This window comes from Priestia sp. 179-F W1.4 NHS, from assembly GCF_045369295.1.
GTDB lineage: Bacteria > Bacillota > Bacilli > Bacillales > Bacillaceae_H > Priestia > Priestia zanthoxyli.
Window position 1 is genome coordinate 1324153 of record NZ_JBIQFF010000001.1, and the last position, 15386, is coordinate 1339538.

Sequence of the window (15386 nt, forward strand, 5' to 3'; positions counted from 1 at the left end):
GCTAGTAGTGGGGTTATTTTTTAGGAATATTCATATATGTTTAAAGAGTTTGCCCGTTATCAATCGTAAACATTTGGCCCGTTACGGACTCTTGCTTTAACTGAAAAAGAATAGCATCTGCGATATCTTCAGGAGAGGAAATGCGCTGAAGAGGTAGATTGCCTGCCAGCTGATACATTTTATCTTCGTTGCCAGCCCACCACCTTGTGTCGACTGCACCCGGAGAGATGCAGTTTACTCGAATATGGGGTGCGAGTGCAATCGCTAACGATTTTGTCATCGTATGAATTGCTGCTTTTGTTGCTGCATAGGGAATGGAAGAGCCGATTCCAGTTGTACCCGCAACACTTCCTACATTAACAATCGCTCCTGACTTTTGTTTTTTCATATGTGGAACGGCTGCTTTTACACAGTGAAACATGCCTTTTACGTTTACATCATATAAAGAGTCCCATACGTCATCCGTTGCAGACTCTAAGTCATGCATCGGGATTTGAGCAGTAATACTAGCGTTATTCACTAATCCATCTAACCGTCCGAATTGTGTAATCGTTTGATGAATCATTTCATTCACTTCATTCTCGTTGGCTACATTCGCTTTAAAAGCAAAAGCCATACTTCCTTTTTCTAAAATTTCTTCCACAGCTTTTTTAGCTTCCTTTTCTGAGTTGCTGTAGTTTATCACAAGTTTTGCGCCCATGTCAGCTAACTTTAAAGCCGTTGCTTTGCCTACACCAGTGCCTCCGCCTGTGATAATAAATACTTTATTTTTAAAATCGTTCATTTCTCTTAACCTTCCTTTCTCTCAACATCTTTTATTATATCTTCGATGGAAAAAAGGATATAATAGGTAATAATAAGAGGGGTATCATTTAAAATGATATCAGCGGAGGAATTGAAATTGGAAAGCCAAGACTTACGAATTTTTAAATGTGTGGCAGAAGAAAAATCACTATCAAAAGCCGCCGAGGTATTAGGATATGTTCAACCGCATATCAGCCAGCGCATAAAAAAATTAGAGGAAGAGTTAGATACTAAATTACTGGCACGCACAAATAGAGGAGTCACGTTAACGGATGAAGGGGAAGCTTTGTTTAACTATGCCCAGCGTATTTTACTGTTAATGGAGGAAGCTAAAGCAGAAGTTAATCCGAATAAGTTTAGAACATCTTTAATCATTGGTGCGTCGCAGACAGTTTCTGCTACTAAAGTTCCTTTTTTGTTCTCGTCTTTTTTGAAAGAACATCGGGATATTGAGGTTAAAATAAAAACAGATAGGAAACACGCCTTACAGGAAATGCTTTCGTACGGGGAAATTGATGGACTTTTTCTTAGCGGTACCTATAACGAGGCTCAGTTTGAAAGAGTTTATCGCTATGCAGAAAAAATGGTGCTTATCTCATCTCTATATGAAGCTAGAGAAGAAAAAGACCAACCAACGCTGCTCATTAATAGTGATGCGAACTGCATCTATAGAAACAGACTATTAGCGTTTTCAAGAGAACATCATATACATAAAGCCAGCATCATGGAGTTTGATTCATTAGAAGCTATTTTACAAGGCGTCCGCGATGGACTAGGTATAAGTGTAGTCCCGGCTAGCGTAGTAAATTCTCGTGGTGATATAAAAAGCATTCAATATCAAGAGCTTCCAGAAGACGTTCAGATTGATTTTGTAGTAAAGAAAGGGAAGCAGCGCTCACAAAGTCTTAAGAAGTTTAGTCATTTTTTAGAAAGCCTATAGATTCTGTCTTTAGGGTATGAGGAGTGCAAACGGAATTTTTGATACATGAATAATTTGCTTTCAGATGCCTACTCTAAAAGCAAACTGTAATAAAAAGGATGATATTATGAATTTTATTTGGCAATCTGTAATCTTGATTTTATCGGGAATATTATTACTAAGAATAGCGGGGAGAAAATCGATTGCTCAAATGACGCTCGCTCAAACAGTCGTTATGCTTTCTCTAGGTACCATCATCGTGCAGCCCATTGTTGAAAAAAGTATGTTAAAAGCGATTGGCGGGGCAGCTATATTTGTTCTTGCTATTTTAGTTTTAGAGTACTTACAATTAAAGTTTAATGGGTTTGAAAAATTTCTGACAGGTAAATCTAAAATCGTTATAAATAATGGTCAATTAGATACTAAGCAGCTTAAAAAATTACGTTTAACCGCTGATCAATTAGAAATGAGATTACGAAATGCAGGCATATCAACTATAAAAGATGTTAAAACTGCAACAATTGAACCAAATGGACAGCTAGGGTACGAACTTCAAGAAGATGCAAAACCGTTGACTGTAGGTGACTTTAAACAGTTAATGAAATTATATATGCCATCTTTTTCTCAGACTAGCGTCCCTGCGCAAGATCTACATAACAAAGTGTCGTCTAACCCTTCTTCAGATATATTTGAAGAAATTGAGCACCATTCTAAACCGAATCCTAAATATCTTCAGTGATACAGTCACTAGAAAAAGTCGTCTTTTTCGTATAATGATTATTAAGTAAATGAGCATAGTTGTTTTAGGTTCAAATCACAGATGATTTGAACCTTTTTTGGGATTAACGTTTATAAATCATTACTAATATGTATGATGTTTTTTATCTTATACATACTTGTAACGATTTACCAAGGACTTTTGTTTTTGAAAAAAGAAATAGTTTATAAAAAAGTAAAAGGAGTGGGTTATATGAAGATTTTTCTTTCCAATTCTATAGAAAACGTTGAGTGGTCGAGGATGAAAGAAATTTACCGCTCGGTAGGATGGACGAACCATAATGAAGAAAGAATTAAAAAAGTGTTTCAATCGAGCAACGTAGTAGCTATCGCTTATGACGAAGACAACATAGCAGGATTTGGCAGAGCTCTTTCAGACGGTGTGTTTAATGCTGCGATTTATGATGTTGTGATTGATAAGGAGTATCAAAACAAAGGAATTGGACAGCAAATTATAGAAAACCTGCTTGCTCAGCTTAATGATATTTCCTGCATTCACCTTGTTTCCACAGCGGGTAATGAAGAGTTTTATAAAAAAGCGGGATTTCGTAAAATGAAAACCGGTATGGCTCGGTATTTAAAACCTGCTTTAGCGGAAGAATATTTAGAATAAGTTATGTGTTAGATTGTAAACCAAAGGACATTTTAGAGTATGTACCAAATGAATAATAAAGAGGACGTAGAAAAATCTAACGTATTCCCTTTTGAAGTGCAAATATTTCAAATCGCATCACACTTTTTGTTACCAATATTAATATAATTCTCAATCGAGTTCTCTAATTAAAAAAATCAATAAAAGCAGAGAAGGGACAGCAATTAAGCTGTCCCTTCATTTTAATTTCAATACCTAATCCTCATGATTGAAGAAATTTATGGTCTTTTATTATTGAGTGTCTTCGTCGCTTTTGTACTCCAAAATATCGCCTGGCTGACAATCTAAAGTCTTACATATCGCTTCTAATGTTGAAAAACGAACCGCTTTTGCTTTTCCATTTTTCAGGATGGAAAGATTCGCCATAGTAATTCCAACCCGCTCTGAAAGCTCGGTCACGCTCATTTTTCGTTTTGCTAACATCACATCAATATTAATAATAATTGCCATATCCTCCACCTCAGACCGTTAAATCATTTTCTGATTTTATGTTAATCGCTTCTTGCAAAAGCCTTTGGAGAACAGCAGCAAAAACTGCGATAACCAACGAAGCAAAAGGAATGACCATTCCAACAAATATGAGACCTGGGGCATCGTCTTTATCTGCCACGAGATAATAGACTGGCAAACCCAAGACATGCAAACTACAGATAGAAAGGGCGCAGTATTTGATTCTCATTAAAATTCGAACAGACAATGCAGAGAAAGCAATGTTCTTGTCAATATAACTCAACAGCTTAAAAGCTTGATAAAGGGCGAAGTAAAAAGGTAATGTTCCTCCATATAAAAGGATGAAAATGATATATTTTATGGAATGAATACCTAAGAAATCCGCTACTGCATCTGCCAGTTCAGGAACCAGAAATATGCACAAAGTGAGAACCAGAATTCCAATGAGAATAACTGCTATCTTCAAAAATAATGTGGTTGCTATCTTCATAAAAAACACCTCTTCTATATTTCTAAATGTTAATTGTTTTTTGGCTGTGAATCCATGACATTCTTTATAGGTTTTTGAAACACGTCCACAATGGCTGCGATGATACTTGTTGCCAAGATGCCCATTAGGCCTAGAGATATTGGGCCTGCTGCATCATCACCAGTAAATTGAGCATGCACCCTTAAATAAACTATTGCTAACAAAACAAAGAAAATGACAGTGAAAGTGCATTTTTTTATTACCTTCAAAGATTGAAGAGATAACTCAGAAAAAGCATTATTCTTTTCGATATAGGTTAAAAGTTTGAAAGTGTGATACAACGCCAAAGAAAATGTGATACATATTCCATATGTACATACCAAAAGTGGATATAACGAATAATCACCAGGACGCTCTACAGCATCTCTTCTGGCTGCTTCAGGCAACAAAAATATACATGCGGCAAGCACTGCAATTCCAATCAGAAAAATGATTACCTTTAAGAAAGTGGTAGAACCTCGTTTAACACTCATAAAAAACACCTCACTTATTTAATAATAATACGAATTTAACACATTATTTATCGTTTTACAATAAAATATTATCGTTTTTTATTATATTATTGTTGTTATTGAAATATCCTTTTAATTTTTAAAAAAATAAAAAGCATTTCTTAATACAAAGAAATGTTCTTACTTTAGAAGGTTAAATTTACAACTTTTTCAACAAAACTTCCAAAATCAACAACGAAAGATATCAGAACCCACTTAAAATAAATAATATCCTTAAAACTCACTAAATAATTCACGGTTAAATTCAAATAATTATTTCCATAGTGGAGAAGTTGTATGCGAATTCCTGCTTGAATTTGAGGGGGAATAGCAAATATAGAAGCAATACCAAGCAAATAAAAAACGTAAATTCATGTGTGACTTTCACGCTAAAAATGCATTGTGAAATTAAATTTTGCACTTCAGAAAAGAACCCGTTAATAAAAATCTATGTCCTTTTTTCTTTTTGATATTGAGACTATGGAATCTGTATATTTCTATTTAATAATATATGGTATTATTTTCTTTAGTTAGGAGGTATTTGAAATGAGTATTCCAAAGAAAAATAAGCCGATTTTACTAACAGTTATTTTGATGGCGGCTGCGTTTGTTGTATTTTTTGCAAATCGGCTTCTTCCCCAAAATTCAATTTTCCCAAGTGAAACGGGTGATTTGACTATTCTGCTGTGGCTGTTTTTTGCGATAGATATTGGCTTTATTGTGGCATTAGTTTTGGGAGTTCGAACGAAGAAGCCGAGCGTTGTGTGGTTTAGCATTATCGCAAACAGCATCTTTTTTGTGTTGCTTTCGGGGTTGATTTTTTTATTAGCGATTGCAAATGGTATTTCTGAACCGTAAGCCTTTGGTTAACTAAAAATTTCATAGATTGCAATAGTAAAAGCTTTCTTAATTAGGAGAGCTTTTTTATTTTTGTGAATAAAAACCACAACTTTTTTTGAAAAATTACGTCTAAGTAACGAATACTAGTTAAAAGGATGGTCAGGACATTGGAAAATACGAAAAAAGAAGAGATTGAGCGTTGGTATGACGAACATAGTGACGCCTTATTAAAATTTATTTTGATTCTTGTAAAAGATTATCAGCAAGCTGAAGATTTGACCCATGAAACATTCGTAAAAGCTTATCTTTCCTATGATTTATTTCAGCAAAACGCTAGTGAAAAGACGTGGTTATTTCGTATTGCCCATAATGTAACGATTGATTGTTTTCGAAAACAAAAGCCTACTAGTCTTTTAAAAGATTCTCTTCTTTCGAAAAAGGATCATGCTCGTTTACCTCAAGAAATGATTGAGCTTAAGGAAACTTCTCTAGAACTGTATCAAGCGTTAGGAAAACTCAAAGATTCACATCGTAAAGTTATTTTACTGCGCAAAGTTCAAGGTTTTTCCGTTAAAGATACAGCCACCATTTTAGGCTGGTCTGAAAGCAAAGTGAAATCAGCGCAGTTCAGAGCAATTCCTGCTTTAAGAAAGCAGTTAGTAAAGGATGGATACGTATATGAAGAAACCGTTTAATTCTTATATAGATGACAATTCTCTAGAAAAATTGAACGAGGAGTTGATTTGGAAACCAACGAGGAAGCAAAAGCATAAACAAAGGCTTTTAGAAACAATTGATCAATTAGAATTTTCACCACCTGTAAAGTCTAAAAGAAATCTATTTTCTATCAAACAAAATCACTTTGTAAGAAATATTGTATATTGTGGTATAGCCCTTTTTCTTTTGAGCGGTGCATTGATTAGTTCAGCATTTGTTTCTCCAGCAATGGCGCAAGTGGCTGCTAAAATCCCTTATTTAGGACAGATTTTTAAGCAAAAGCCTGTAGCCGATGTATTGTATCAAGAGCTTGAGAAAGAGGGATATAAAACGGCTAGTGTCGGACAGATCTATTATGGAGGAAAAAAAGAATTAGTTGTATCGGTAGAAGGGTCGGAGAAGTATTTTAATAAGGTACGAGGAGACATAACTGATATTGCAACCAATATTTTGTCCAAAAGGCAATATGATGCCTATACGTTTAAAATCGAAAGAATGGAGCCGTATGTCTATCCGGAACCGAATGCACAAGAGAAAAAAATTGAAAAGATTCAAACTGATATTTCTACAGAATTGGAGAAGCATCACTATGCTTTTTTTATAGCTAACGTTAGTTTTAGCTCTCCGCCAACAGTAGAGCTGGAAATTCCTAATACAGAAAAGAGAGTGGAAGAGATAAAAACCATTATTCGTTCTGTTCTGGCTGAAAATAAGGCAGAGAATGCTTCCATAAAAATAAAGAAAATAAACCTTAAGAAACGTGACCAAGACAATCGATGGGCAACTATTGTTACGGATGTGGGTGAAGACTTATTAGGAAAAGAGAAATATCATGTAAAGATGGTAGGCTATTCTGTTCATCCCGAACCACAAGTATTTATCTACACTTCATTAAGCGTTTCCGAAGATAATAAGAAATTTGCCGATGAACTTAAAGGAATTATCGATGAATTTCTTGAAACAAAAGAAGTGAAAAATAAAGTGAAAGGTGATTCTTACACAGTTGTGATTTATGGAAAAGGGAATAAAAAACTAAATTAAACACAGCGCTTAAATATTTCTCTATACCTGCTCCTCAATAACAGATATTTTGAAAGGTTGATAGACGATGATGATAGGCGGTCCTTTACTTATTGCGCTGCTGCCAGGTGTACTTGTAATCCTTGTAACTTGGCTGTTCAGAAAGATGAAGTGGAACAAGTTCATTAGAATGATTCCTTCAATGCTAACCGTTATGGCTGCCGCCGTTCTTTTTTACATTGGCTATGTAGAAATAAGAGGCTTTGAAGGTGCGGGCTATTTGTTTTTATCTGTGTTTTTGCTTTTATTCGCGCTTGTATCCTATATTGTAGCTAAAAAGCCTGTACAATAATTTTTATAAACTTTATAAATTCTTTATAAATCCCTCCTATACTACGTGTAGGGGGGATTTAATATGAAAAATATCATTTTAGATGTAAAAAGCGTTTCGAAAAAAGTAAGACGTCGTCACTTAGTAAAAGAAGTATCGTTTCAAATTAACCAAGGGGAAATATGCGGACTGCTAGGGCCAAACGGTGCTGGTAAAACGACCTTAATTCGTTTGTTGACGGGGTTGATTAAATCAACCGGGGGAGAAGTTTTTATTAATAATAAACATATTGTTTCACAAAGAAAAGAAGCGTTGCAAAGCGTTGGCGCAATTGTGGAGTCACCTATCTTTTTTCCGTATATGACGGGAAAGGAAAACCTGACAAATTTAGCTCGACTGCATCCATTTTCGACAAAACAAGAAAGGCAGCAAAAAGTAAAGGAAGTGCTTGATATTGTGGGATTAACCGGCAGAGAAAATGATAAAGTTCGAACGTATTCTCTTGGGATGAAGCAAAGGCTTGGCATTGCTCAAGCGCTTTTAGGCGACCCGGACTTGTTGATACTAGATGAGCCAGCCAACGGCTTAGATCCAATGGGCGTACGTGAACTGCGCGAGCTGCTTTTTACCTTAAAACGGGACTATAACAAAACGATTTTGATTTCTAGTCATTTGCTGGACGAATTACAGCGAGTATGTGATCAAATTGTCGTGATGCGAGAAGGAGAGCTAATATGGGACGGCGCTTTAGACCAGTTAGCATCCGGTAAAAATCTTGAAGATGCGTTTGTAGAGCTGGTGTCGCAATGAAGGATCTCTTAGTAGCGGAGTGGGAAAGACTTTGGAAACGAAAATTGGCGTGGCTGACCTTTTTGTTAGTGCCGGTAGTACTATTAGCTGCTTCATCCTATCTCCAAAAAGAAAACGGAGCACTCACAGTCGATTTACCACAGTATACGTTTGCAGGAAACTTTCCTGTACTGAGCTTAGCTGAAATGTTATTTACCGTTTTTAATGCCATGTTCTTAGTTTTCATTACGCTCGTTGTTACCGGCGAATACCGGTCAGGACAGTTGCGAATGGTCATGATACGATCATATTCGTTTAAAGAAATTATCATAGCAAAGGCCGCAGTGATTCTGCTGTTTAATGCACTGTTTTTTATCACGTATTTTTGCATGAGCTATGTGATAGGCTTTCTGATGTTTGAACATCCGCAAACCTACTTTGTGTTTTATCACAGTCATGCTCTCAGCATAAAAGAAACGCTAGTATATAATCTTTCGTTCTATGGATATGCCTACTTGACGACTATTGCGATATGCTGCGTGCTGTTTTTTATCTCTGTTATCAGCAAAACGACTACTACGGCTGTTGGAATTGGGGTTGCTTTTATACTAATATCATTTTCGTATCCTACTTTATTAAGAGGGTTTAGACAGTGGATGAGTGAAGAGCTCTTTGGACAGCTGTTTTTTACTTCCGTACCGATGATTCAATGGCAGGGCATTACAGTCATGATGGCAGAAAACCCGCAGTTTGTAGGGTGGAATGTCGGCGTTTTAGGTTTTTATATTTTATTTTTTGGCGGTTTAACGTATGTAGCTATTCGAAAAAAAGAATCGTTTCTATAAAAGGAGAGAAGACATGATGACAGGACTTTTTGTCAGTGAATTAGAGCGAACGTTTAAACGGAAAAAGACAGCAGTGGTACTAGGTGTGTACATAGGATTACTTGCTTTTAGTTGGTTCTTTTTCTTTCAAAGGGGAGGCATTTCATTTTTTGATGCGGCTCATGACGTAAAAATTGATTCTTTAAATGCAGCACCACTGCTTCTTCGAGACCTATCGTTTGTGATTACGTTTATTGTTATTCCTATGTTTGTGGCAGATAGTTTTAACGGCGAGTACACGTCGGGAGCGCTGCGCATGGTACTAATTCGACCGCACCATCGCGTGAAGCTGTTTTTTGTAAAGTGGGCAGTTCAATGTTTACTAGTTTTTATTATTCTTTGTATTACGTGGTTGGTGGGGACTTGTCTGGGAAGAATGGTTATGCCTCATGTAAATGAAACCACATTTTTAGGCGGACATACGCTAGGGACTTTAGGGGCGTTACTATATTCGCTGAAATTTTACGGCATTTGTTTTTGCATCTTTATAGCGGTTATTAGTATCGGGAGTATCCTGAGTGTTCTTATGCCTAATTCCATTTTATCTTACGTCGCAACTATTGGTGCTTTAATTGGAAGTGTGTATGTGTCAGATAAACTAAGCTTCTTTTTCTCCGTAACCGATTCTGTTTTTCATGAATTAAGCAGGCCAAACTCTGAATTTTTAGTGAACCTATTATTTCCAATTTTGCTTATTAGCCTTATAATAAACCTATTCGTATGGAAAAAGAAAGAATGGGTAGGGTGAGCTGGAGATGAAGCAAACAATTTTACTAGTAGACGACGAAAAAGACATTATTTCGTTTATGAAAGATGCGCTGCAAGATGAAGGATATGAGGTGGTGTTTGCTTACGAAGGTCAAGAAGCGTTAAAGAAGCTAAAAGTAAATCCAGACTTAATTGTGCTGGATGTGATGATGCCAGGCATGGACGGCTTTGCACTTTGTGAAATGATCCGAAAAAGCATATCATGCCCCATTATCTTTCTAAGTGCCAAGCAAACGGAGCAGGACCGAGTAAAAGGACTATTAGTGGGTGGAGATGATTATTTAGTTAAACCTTTTAGCATGAAAGAACTAAAAGCCCGTATTTATGCCCATCTGCGCCGGGAGCAAAGAATTAATAGTAACTCCTATAACAGGCTTCATTTTGGAGAGTTAACCATTGATTTAAACGGCTATCAAATTTTACATAACAATGAAGTGATTCCGTTTACTTCAAGAGAATTTGAGATTATTCATTTCCTCGCTCTTCATCCAGGTCAGGTGTTTACACGTGAGCAGCTGTATGAAAAAGTTTGGGGGTTCGACGCGGAAGGCGATTCGTCTACGATTACAGAACACGTGAAAAAAATTAGAGCAAAACTATTAAAATATGACGAAACACCTTACATTTCAACGGTTTGGGGAATTGGCTACAAATGGGTAAAATAAAAAAATGGATGAACCGGGCGACGTTAAAAGCGCAGTTTGTTTTATCTTTTCATTTAATTTTGCTGTATAGCCTGCTTGCGACTCTTTTAACGTGGGGAATTGTGATTGCAGTTAACTGGTTTCTTATGCCTGGAGCACTGAATCCAGCAAATTACTATGAAAAACAAATTCCTGATATTCTTCAGTTCGTCAAAGAAAAAGAAGATGCGCTTCTTTCTAAAGATGCTAAAAACCAAGTAGAATCGGTTATTCCGCTAGAAGGAATGGATTATCAAATTATAAATAAAGAAGGACAAATCGTGTATGGATCCATGTCCACTTCATACATAAAAAATAAACGGGATCTTTATTCTCAGGTCAATACGAATATCCGCTCAGGTAAATATATTATAAAAGTCTATCCGCTTTTTAATTCAAAAGACGAAGTAAACGGGGCGATTGCGTTAAGATATCAATTAAATGTGGCTTCGGCTAATCCAAATATTAAATGGATTGTTGCGCTTGTAACGTTTTTATCGTTAGCCAGCCCGTTTCTTTACTTTTATTTGTTTGCTTATTTGTTTGGAAGACGATTTAGCAAAAAAATTGAACGGCCTTTTAATGAGCTGATGACCGCAGCTAAAAATATTCAGCATAATAATTTAGATTTTTCGCTGTCCGTCACTCAAGACGCAAAAGAATTAAGTCAGCTGCTGCATGCCTTTGAAGAAATGCGAAAAGAATTAAAGCAATCGCTATCTAAACAGTGGCAGCTAGAAGAAGACCGCAAAGATATGACGGCTGCGATTGCGCATGATTTACGAACGCCTCTTACGATTATTCATGGACATACGGAAATTTTAGTAGAAGGAAGCAAAAGAGATCCGGAGAGGCTCGATAGATATTTACATACGATTTACACAAATACACAGCGTTCGATTCAGCTATTAAATCAGCTGCAAGAAGTATCTGTGATCGAAAATCCGGGCTTTACCGTAAAGAGAGAGCCAATCGATATAATCTCATTTGTTCATGAGAAAACAGACGAGTTTCAGCTTTTATGTCAAAAAAAAGAGATTGCTTTTTTACCTTCGGTTAGTGAAACAGAAGCATCAAGTCAATTTTACGGAGATCCTCAGCGTATTTCTCAAGTGCTAGATAATATCATTACAAACTGTATTCGCTACACGCCTGAACGAGGGGAGATAGGGTGGAATATCGTCATTCATCATAACGAAGTAATCTTTGAAATACATGATACGGGTCCCGGCTTTGCGTTATCAAACAAAGAGCAGGTGTTTAAAAAGTTTTACAGAGAAGATGCATCAAGAACAAGCGACCACGGAAACTTAGGGCTAGGTCTTTATATTGCTCATTCCATTGTGAAAAACCACGGAGGAAGCATCACGGTCGATAATAAAGAGACGGGAGGGGCATTATTTAAGATTGTTCTTCCGATAAGGAAAGAGTAAATGCGTAAAAAAAGAACCCTCAAAAAAGAGAGTTCCAAAAAGGGTAAGTAAGAAAGAAATGTACATGTTCCTTTGGGGGGACTGCATCTGTACAGTAAAATTTATACCCCGTATGCACTTGTTAAAACGTTGAAAAATAAACCAACCATGTAAAAAATAGATGAAATCAGCTTTTAGCATTTAAAAAAAGACTGCAAAACGGCGGTATACCGTATTCTGCAGTCTTTCTCTCGTTTATTTGCTTAAAAACTCTCTCATAAATTCATTCACTTTTTCTGGCTGCTCATGCTGAGGAGCATGCCCTACACCATCTAAGCGGTGAATCGTTACGTTTGGAACGTACTCTTCAATTCCATCTAAATTACTGTTTTCAAACGCTTCGTCCGCATTTCCCCATACAATTAAAGTCGGAGAGTGAAATACTTTATGCGGCAGTGCTACAGGTTTATGAACGCGCTCTTCAAACGGATAAAGTGAAGACGCACGGTAGTAGTTAAGCATCGATTTCATTGCATTCGGCTGGTTCCATGCCTCTACATACTTAGCCTCTTCTTCTTTAGTTAAATAGCCTTTTTTGATGCCGGGCTCCGTCAGCATGTTTCTTAATTTTTCACTATTATTTGCGAGTAGCTCATCTTGAGAATTTGGCTGTTGGAAAAAGCTCATATAGCTGCTTGCTTCTCGTTGAGCAGGATTTTCAGCAAGCTCTCTTATAAATGTGTAAGGGTGCGGTGCATCAAACATCACTAATTTTTTGACATACTGCGGATATGTATAAGCAAATGCCCATGCTACAGCGCCGCCCCAATCGTGTGCCACTAACACACATTCTTTTTCATCAAACGCTTCAATCAACTGTTTTACATCTTCCATTAGAATGGGCATGCTGTAAGAAGAAATTTCTTCTGGCTTATCTGATAAGTTATAGCCTCGCATATCTACAGCTACCACGCGATAATCTTTGGAAAACTCTTCTAACTGATGGTGCCACGTGTACCAAAAATAAGGGAATCCGTGTAAAAACAGCATAAGCTCGCCTTCACCTTTTGTTACATAATGAAGATTTACATCATTTACTTTTACATAACCGTCTTTAAACATCTTACTCATCCTTTCGCTTTTAACCTTTATTATAGAAAAACTTTACTCTTTATTAGTTGATGTATCAAACAATAAGGTTTCCTTACGCGATAAATGAGCTATAAAGCTCTCTTAAAACCCTTATTTTGGTTATTATTTGTGAAATATAACCTCGATATTCCTAGGGTGTACGCGATGCTTTATCTGGCTCATGAGAAGAAAATATTTATAGAACGCTAGAAATAAAGCAATCGCGTTTGTAATGAATACAGCAAAAAGGCTCTCTAAAAGTACTTTATAGAGAGCTTTTTTTAAAAATCACCGGCCTTGGCAATTCCTAAATTAGATTCAAAGTCAGTAATGTAAACACAGGCATTTGTATATTTATCATAGGAATTATAGCGAAAGTTTCTGCTTATATTATAATTTCCACTTATAGGTTTATAGGATTGAATCGATTTAATTTGATCGTTAAGAGACAAATCAAAATTATGAGTGGCTTTTTTTAATTGTTCGAGCTGGAGCTTGGTGAAACTATCGCGGTGCTTTTGGATTTCGTCTTGCATGAGCTCTATTTTATATTTAGATGCGGTGTTGATATGATCAATCGCAGGCCCTACATCTTTTTTTATTTGTGCTTCAGAAGAATGGAAGTGTTTATCATCAAATGAGTCTAACACGTTGCTGCTTTCTTCCGAAGTTTTTGTTGCATCTATAACGTCATGCATATTGTTCATGAGCGTAACTTCATAGATAGTCTTGCTTGAATTAAATTTTTTATAGGATTTTACATACTCTTTTTCTGTTAAAGTATCTAAGTCTTTTGCTAAGTGGGCTATGCTTTTTTTTAGCTCGCTATCACTTTGTGTTTCTACTTTTGACGTACTATTAATAGACGCAGACAGCAGGTTAAAATCATTTTTGTAGCTTTGAAACGTTTTATCTTCTATCTTTCCGTCATTATTAATTAAGCGTTCGGACTCGTTTTGCAGAAATTTCAGCTCTATGGCCAGCTCTTTTTTTGCCTCGCTTCCATCTATGCTCTCATTGTTTGAAGTTGTGTGACTGCACCCCATTAATCCAAGCGCCAAAGCAATTGTAATGGTTCCCGTTGTTATCTTGCTTATGTTCCTCATGCTGAAACTCCATTTCTATTTGTTTATTACTTACTTATAAAGACTATATCATATAAATGGAATATTTATCTTTATATACTATTAAATGTTACATTTTGTATAGGCAAACTTAAAAAAGTATTATAATGGAATTTATATAAATAGTACTAAAAGAAGATAAAGGTAATAGAAAAATTAATTATGCATTTATACTTTTTTACTACTAATATGACGTCTAAAGGAGGAAATCAATATGAGTGGAATTGCTAAAACCCCCGAACCGCCTTATTATGCCGTTATTTTTGCTTCTGAAAGAACGGAAGGTGAGAAGGGTTATGGAATAATGGCAGATAAAATGGTGGAGCTTGCATCTAAACAAAAAGGCTTTTTAGGAATAGAAAGTGCCAGAGATCAAGATTTAGGCATTACCGTTTCATACTGGGATTCCTTAGAATCAATCAAAATATGGAAAGAACATTCAGCTCACCGCGCAGCCCAGCACAAAGGAAAAACAGAATGGTATCAAACGTTTTCGCTTAGAGTGTGTAAAGTGGAAAGACATAGCTTTTTTGAAATGTAGGGCGCTTCTAACATGAAAAAATGAAGGATACATACACAGCTAGTTTAAAAAAGGAGAACACGATGCTAAGTTACAAAAATAGTACAACGAGCATACAAGAAAGTGGAACAGATACGGTCGTTATTCCTGTAGGTGCAACGGAACAGTTTGTCCCTTATTTGCCTCTTACACTCATTGCTCTAGAAGGAGAAGCGTGCGTAGGGAACGTATTTGAAAATGACTTAAAAGCACAAAAGTTGTACAAACCTTGGATCGCTTCTCTGTACATAAAACCCCAATATCGCAGTAGAGGTGTAGGTCAAACTTTCATACTAGAAGGATTAAAGGTAATTAAGAGCTTTATTTAAAGACTGAAACCGCCTCTGAATATTACCAAAACAGAGGGGGGAAGCTTCTTCATACAATTTCAGGTAATAACGATAAAAAAGTCGATATCTTTAAAATGATTTTATAGCAAAAAGCCACGTTACAAAGTGACTTAAATCAACTCCATTGATAAAATGGAAGTAACAGGAATTTTTTGT

Annotated in this window: 20 protein-coding genes; 14 read left to right on the plus strand and 6 right to left on the minus strand. The window is 36.3% G+C overall.

The genetic code is table 11. The features are described from left to right. Positions 1-40: 40 nt before the first annotated feature. Positions 41-784 carry an SDR family NAD(P)-dependent oxidoreductase gene (locus tag ACH0CI_RS06980; protein ID WP_335707779.1) on the minus strand — a complete coding sequence of 248 codons (744 nt, stop codon included), beginning with the start codon at positions 782-784 and terminating at the stop codon, positions 41-43. Between the two features lie 117 nt (positions 785-901). Between ACH0CI_RS06980 and ACH0CI_RS06985 the strand changes: the two genes are divergently transcribed. The 3 genes from ACH0CI_RS06985 (at position 902) to ACH0CI_RS06995 (ending at position 3113) form a co-directional block, all read left to right on the plus strand. Then, a complete protein-coding gene (locus tag ACH0CI_RS06985; RefSeq protein WP_406901119.1) occupies positions 902-1744 on the plus strand; it encodes a LysR family transcriptional regulator in 843 nt (280 codons plus the stop codon). Between the two features lie 106 nt (positions 1745-1850). After that, positions 1851-2462: a DUF421 domain-containing protein gene (locus ACH0CI_RS06990; protein WP_335707777.1), complete on the plus strand. Its 612-nt coding sequence runs from the start codon at positions 1851-1853 to the stop codon at positions 2460-2462. A 231-nt stretch (positions 2463-2693) separates the two neighbouring features. Then, entirely contained in the window at positions 2694-3113 is a 420-nt protein-coding gene (locus ACH0CI_RS06995) for a GNAT family N-acetyltransferase (RefSeq protein ID WP_335707776.1), read from the plus strand. A gap of 270 nt (positions 3114-3383) precedes the next feature. On the opposite strand, the gene ACH0CI_RS07000 is transcribed toward ACH0CI_RS06995, so the two are convergent. From ACH0CI_RS07000 to ACH0CI_RS07010, 3 genes are read right to left on the minus strand one after another with little or no spacing between them, the layout of a single operon-like run. Next, positions 3384-3602, minus strand: coding sequence for a helix-turn-helix domain-containing protein (locus ACH0CI_RS07000; protein ID WP_004434885.1), 219 nt, complete (start codon positions 3600-3602; stop codon positions 3384-3386). Between the two features lie 10 nt (positions 3603-3612). Continuing rightward, positions 3613-4092: a DUF2975 domain-containing protein gene (locus ACH0CI_RS07005; RefSeq protein ID WP_016766552.1), complete on the minus strand. Its 480-nt coding sequence runs from the start codon at positions 4090-4092 to the stop codon at positions 3613-3615. A gap of 29 nt (positions 4093-4121) precedes the next feature. Continuing rightward, positions 4122-4604 carry a DUF2975 domain-containing protein gene (locus tag ACH0CI_RS07010; RefSeq protein ID WP_071272491.1) on the minus strand — a complete coding sequence of 161 codons (483 nt, stop codon included), beginning with the start codon at positions 4602-4604 and terminating at the stop codon, positions 4122-4124. Between the two features lie 564 nt (positions 4605-5168). Between ACH0CI_RS07010 and ACH0CI_RS07015 the strand changes: the two genes are divergently transcribed. From ACH0CI_RS07015 to ACH0CI_RS07055, 9 genes are all read left to right on the plus strand, one after another. Then, a complete protein-coding gene (locus tag ACH0CI_RS07015) occupies positions 5169-5480 on the plus strand; it encodes a hypothetical protein (RefSeq protein WP_335706792.1) in 312 nt (103 codons plus the stop codon). A gap of 149 nt (positions 5481-5629) precedes the next feature. Continuing rightward, on the plus strand, positions 5630-6157 hold the full coding sequence (locus ACH0CI_RS07020) for an RNA polymerase sigma factor (RefSeq protein WP_406901121.1): 528 nt from the start codon (positions 5630-5632) through the stop codon (positions 6155-6157). Further along, positions 6141-7220 carry a DUF4030 domain-containing protein gene (locus tag ACH0CI_RS07025; protein ID WP_406901123.1) on the plus strand — a complete coding sequence of 360 codons (1080 nt, stop codon included), beginning with the start codon at positions 6141-6143 and terminating at the stop codon, positions 7218-7220. The genes ACH0CI_RS07020 and ACH0CI_RS07025 overlap by 17 nt, the downstream gene beginning before the upstream one ends. Positions 7221-7287: 67 nt before the next feature. After that, positions 7288-7551: a YesK family protein gene (locus ACH0CI_RS07030; RefSeq protein WP_102813530.1), complete on the plus strand. Its 264-nt coding sequence runs from the start codon at positions 7288-7290 to the stop codon at positions 7549-7551. 63 nt (positions 7552-7614) lie between these two features. Beyond that, a complete protein-coding gene (locus tag ACH0CI_RS07035) occupies positions 7615-8340 on the plus strand; it encodes an ABC transporter ATP-binding protein (RefSeq protein ID WP_406901125.1) in 726 nt (241 codons plus the stop codon). After that, on the plus strand, positions 8337-9164 hold the full coding sequence (locus tag ACH0CI_RS07040; protein ID WP_406901127.1) for an ABC transporter permease: 828 nt from the start codon (positions 8337-8339) through the stop codon (positions 9162-9164). Before ACH0CI_RS07035 ends, ACH0CI_RS07040 begins: the two co-directional genes overlap by 4 nt. A gap of 13 nt (positions 9165-9177) precedes the next feature. Next, positions 9178-9951 carry an ABC transporter permease gene (locus tag ACH0CI_RS07045; protein ID WP_406901128.1) on the plus strand — a complete coding sequence of 258 codons (774 nt, stop codon included), beginning with the start codon at positions 9178-9180 and terminating at the stop codon, positions 9949-9951. Positions 9952-9958: 7 nt separating this feature from the next. After that, on the plus strand, positions 9959-10636 hold the full coding sequence (locus ACH0CI_RS07050; protein WP_335706797.1) for a response regulator transcription factor: 678 nt from the start codon (positions 9959-9961) through the stop codon (positions 10634-10636). Next, positions 10624-12087, plus strand: a complete 1464-nt coding sequence (locus ACH0CI_RS07055; protein ID WP_406901129.1) for a sensor histidine kinase — start codon at positions 10624-10626, stop codon at positions 12085-12087. The genes ACH0CI_RS07050 and ACH0CI_RS07055 overlap by 13 nt, the downstream gene beginning before the upstream one ends. Before the next feature lie 234 nt (positions 12088-12321). Here the strand turns inward: ACH0CI_RS07055 and ACH0CI_RS07060 are convergent, their stop codons facing one another. Continuing rightward, entirely contained in the window at positions 12322-13188 is an 867-nt protein-coding gene (locus ACH0CI_RS07060) for an alpha/beta fold hydrolase (RefSeq protein WP_335706799.1), read from the minus strand. Between the two features lie 290 nt (positions 13189-13478). Then, entirely contained in the window at positions 13479-14303 is an 825-nt protein-coding gene (locus tag ACH0CI_RS07065) for a hypothetical protein (protein WP_406901131.1), read from the minus strand. Between the two features lie 232 nt (positions 14304-14535). On the opposite strand from ACH0CI_RS07065, the gene ACH0CI_RS07070 reads away from it, so the two are divergent. Further along, positions 14536-14862, plus strand: a complete 327-nt coding sequence (locus ACH0CI_RS07070) for an antibiotic biosynthesis monooxygenase family protein (protein WP_034268400.1) — start codon at positions 14536-14538, stop codon at positions 14860-14862. A gap of 62 nt (positions 14863-14924) precedes the next feature. Then, the gene (locus ACH0CI_RS07075) at positions 14925-15209 is read left to right on the plus strand and encodes a hypothetical protein (protein ID WP_406901132.1); all 285 of its coding nucleotides are present in this window, start codon (positions 14925-14927) and stop codon (positions 15207-15209) included. Positions 15210-15386: the final 177 nt, after the last annotated feature.

What these genes read in the sequence shown, in the direction of transcription:
- ACH0CI_RS07025 (WP_406901123.1), top strand. Translation starts at nt 6,141, where the DNA reads ATGAAGAAACCGTTTAATTCTTATATAGATGACAATTCTCTAGAAAAA.
- ACH0CI_RS07035 (WP_406901125.1), top strand. Translation starts at nt 7,615, where the DNA reads ATGAAAAATATCATTTTAGATGTAAAAAGCGTTTCGAAAAAAGTAAGA.
- ACH0CI_RS07060 (WP_335706799.1), bottom strand. Translation starts at nt 13,188, where the DNA reads ATGTTTAAAGACGGTTATGTAAAAGTAAATGATGTAAATCTTCATTAT.
- ACH0CI_RS07050 (WP_335706797.1), top strand. Translation starts at nt 9,959, where the DNA reads ATGAAGCAAACAATTTTACTAGTAGACGACGAAAAAGACATTATTTCG.
- ACH0CI_RS06995 (WP_335707776.1), top strand. Translation starts at nt 2,694, where the DNA reads ATGAAGATTTTTCTTTCCAATTCTATAGAAAACGTTGAGTGGTCGAGG.
- ACH0CI_RS07070 (WP_034268400.1), top strand. Translation starts at nt 14,536, where the DNA reads ATGAGTGGAATTGCTAAAACCCCCGAACCGCCTTATTATGCCGTTATT.
- ACH0CI_RS07045 (WP_406901128.1), top strand. Translation starts at nt 9,178, where the DNA reads ATGATGACAGGACTTTTTGTCAGTGAATTAGAGCGAACGTTTAAACGG.
- ACH0CI_RS07065 (WP_406901131.1), bottom strand. Translation starts at nt 14,303, where the DNA reads ATGAGGAACATAAGCAAGATAACAACGGGAACCATTACAATTGCTTTG.
- ACH0CI_RS07075 (WP_406901132.1), top strand. Translation starts at nt 14,925, where the DNA reads ATGCTAAGTTACAAAAATAGTACAACGAGCATACAAGAAAGTGGAACA.
- ACH0CI_RS07040 (WP_406901127.1), top strand. Translation starts at nt 8,337, where the DNA reads ATGAAGGATCTCTTAGTAGCGGAGTGGGAAAGACTTTGGAAACGAAAA.
- ACH0CI_RS06990 (WP_335707777.1), top strand. Translation starts at nt 1,851, where the DNA reads ATGAATTTTATTTGGCAATCTGTAATCTTGATTTTATCGGGAATATTA.
- ACH0CI_RS07005 (WP_016766552.1), bottom strand. Translation starts at nt 4,092, where the DNA reads ATGAAGATAGCAACCACATTATTTTTGAAGATAGCAGTTATTCTCATT.
- ACH0CI_RS07030 (WP_102813530.1), top strand. Translation starts at nt 7,288, where the DNA reads ATGATGATAGGCGGTCCTTTACTTATTGCGCTGCTGCCAGGTGTACTT.
- ACH0CI_RS07055 (WP_406901129.1), top strand. Translation starts at nt 10,624, where the DNA reads ATGGGTAAAATAAAAAAATGGATGAACCGGGCGACGTTAAAAGCGCAG.
- ACH0CI_RS07000 (WP_004434885.1), bottom strand. Translation starts at nt 3,602, where the DNA reads ATGGCAATTATTATTAATATTGATGTGATGTTAGCAAAACGAAAAATG.
- ACH0CI_RS07015 (WP_335706792.1), top strand. Translation starts at nt 5,169, where the DNA reads ATGAGTATTCCAAAGAAAAATAAGCCGATTTTACTAACAGTTATTTTG.
- ACH0CI_RS06980 (WP_335707779.1), bottom strand. Translation starts at nt 784, where the DNA reads ATGAACGATTTTAAAAATAAAGTATTTATTATCACAGGCGGAGGCACT.
- ACH0CI_RS07010 (WP_071272491.1), bottom strand. Translation starts at nt 4,604, where the DNA reads ATGAGTGTTAAACGAGGTTCTACCACTTTCTTAAAGGTAATCATTTTT.